This is a genomic window from Mesorhizobium sp. M7A.F.Ca.US.006.04.2.1 (genome assembly GCF_004022915.1).
In the GTDB taxonomy this organism is placed as follows: Bacteria; Pseudomonadota; Alphaproteobacteria; order Rhizobiales; family Rhizobiaceae; genus Mesorhizobium; species Mesorhizobium ciceri.
In genome coordinates, this window is sequence record NZ_RZQA01001059.1 from 1 (window position 1) to 1,870 (window position 1,870).

Sequence of the window (1,870 nt, forward strand, 5' to 3'; positions counted from 1 at the left end):
CTGTCGACGCAGCCGAGCACGGAGGTGATTTCCATCCGTCTCTACAAGATGGCTTTCCAGGAATGGCAGACGGGGCGCTCCTGCGCGCTTGCCTATATCGTGCTGATCATGGTGCTGGCGATCACCAACATCTATGTGAAATACCTCAACAAAGTTAAGGAGCGCTGAGATGGCGGCCGTCCAGACTTCGGGTGAACGGGCGCTCAACAAGGTCGCTATTGTCGCCGTCCTCTTGGTGACGATCATCTTCCTGGCGCCGATCTACTGGATCGTGGCGACCTCGTTCAAGCCACGCAACCTGGCCACGACGATCCCGCCGACGGTGATGTTCGAGCCGACCATCTCGCCTTTCGTCAAACTTTTCACAAAGCGCTCACAGTTGCGCAGCCCGCCGTCGGCCGAAGAATATGCCGCCGCCCCGTGGTGGGAGCGGGTCGTGTTCGACGGCGGCGAGAAGATCGTGCGCGACGGCAAGGGCCAGGTGCAATGGTCGGGATATCCGAGCCGCTTCCTGAACTCGCTCATCATCGCCATCACCTCGACGGTGTTGGCGGTCGGCATGGGGACATTCACCGCCTATGGCTTCTCGCGCTTCAAGGTGAAAGGGGAGGCGGATCTGCTCTTCTTCATCCTGTCGACGCGCATGTTGCCGGCGGTGGTGGTCGCCATCCCGATGTTCCTGATGTACCGGGCAGTCGGGCTCAACGACACGCATCTGGGCCTGATCATTCTCTACACCGCCTTCAACCTGTCCTTCTCCGTGTGGCTGATGAAGGGTTTCATGGACGAGATTCCGAAGGAATATGAGGAGGCCGCGCTTGTCGACGGCTACACGCGCATGGAGGCGTTCTTCAAGATCGTGCTGCCGGAGGCCGCCACGGGCATCGCCGCCACCGCCGTGTTCTGTTTCATCACCGCATGGAACGAATACGCCTTTGCGCTGATCATGACCAACCGCCGCGCCCAGACCGCGCCTCCCTTCATCCCGAGCCAGGTCGGTTCGGGCCTGCCGGACTGGACGGTGATCGCCTCCGGAACCTTCCTGTTCCTGCTGCCGGTCGCCATCTTCACCTTCCTGCTTCGCAATCATCTGCTGCGCGGCATGTCCTTCGGAGCGATCCGCAAATGAGTTTTCGCGCCATCAACCAGAAATACCTTGAGCCTGGGTCGCAGATATTGATGGTGCTCGGCATCGTCGCGCTCTGCCAGCCCTGGAACATGCTGCTGCACAGCTATGGCCTGACCATCATCCTGATCGGGCTCGTCGGCTTCAACGTAACCTCCAAGATCGCGCCCGAGGAGAAGGCCGGCACCGGCCAGGTGCGCAATCCGGGAGCACAGCATTGACCCAGATCGAGCTTCGCGGCGTCCAGAAATTCTTCGGCGCCGTCCAGGTCATCAAGGACCTGAATCTCAAGATCGCCGACAACGAGTTCATCGTGCTGCTCGGCCAATCGGGCTGCGGCAAGACGACGACGCTGCGCGCCATCGCCGGGCTGGAAACCATCGACGAGGGCGACATCTTCATCGACGGCAAGCCGGTGCAGCATTTGAAGGCCGCCGACCGCGACATCGCCATGGTGTTCCAGTCGTTCTCGCTCTATCCGCATATGAGCGTCTACGAGAACATCGCCTTCCCCTTGCGCGCCACGCGCAAGAGCAAGACGGAGATCGACAGCGAGGTGCGTTCGGTCGCCAAGACGCTGCAGATCACCGATCTGCTGGACAAGAAGCCGTCGGCGCTCTCGGGTGGCGACATGCAGCGCGTCGCCATTGGCCGCGCTCTGGTGCGGCGACCGAAGGCCATGCTGATGGATGAGCCGATCGGCGCGCTCGACGCCAAGCTGCGCGAGGAGATGCGCGCGGAAAT

General features: G+C 61.4%; 3 protein-coding genes and 1 pseudogene. All 4 read left to right on the forward strand.

Annotation, left to right across the window (positions count from 1 at the left end; all coding sequences use genetic code 11):
- Window positions 1-168: pseudogene (locus EN925_RS34180) on the forward strand (sugar ABC transporter permease); the annotation flags it as partial.
- A 1-nt stretch (window position 169) separates the two neighbouring features.
- Window positions 170-1,129, forward strand: coding sequence for a carbohydrate ABC transporter permease (locus EN925_RS34185; protein WP_013529496.1), 960 nt, complete (start codon window positions 170-172; stop codon window positions 1,127-1,129).
- Window positions 1,126-1,347, forward strand: a complete 222-nt coding sequence (locus EN925_RS34190) for a hypothetical protein (RefSeq protein WP_064995531.1) — start codon at window positions 1,126-1,128, stop codon at window positions 1,345-1,347. The genes EN925_RS34185 and EN925_RS34190 overlap by 4 nt, the downstream gene beginning before the upstream one ends.
- Window positions 1,344-1,870, forward strand: a 527-nt coding sequence (locus tag EN925_RS34195; protein WP_164894596.1) for an ABC transporter ATP-binding protein, incomplete at its 3' end; no start/stop codon positions are given. The genes EN925_RS34190 and EN925_RS34195, both read left to right, overlap by 4 nt.

Bases quoted from the DNA above. Each gene is read 5' to 3' on its own strand.
- EN925_RS34185 (WP_013529496.1), top strand. From the start codon at position 170: ATGGCGGCCGTCCAGACTTCGGGTGAACGGGCGCTCAACAAGGTCGCT.
- EN925_RS34190 (WP_064995531.1), top strand. From the start codon at position 1,126: ATGAGTTTTCGCGCCATCAACCAGAAATACCTTGAGCCTGGGTCGCAG.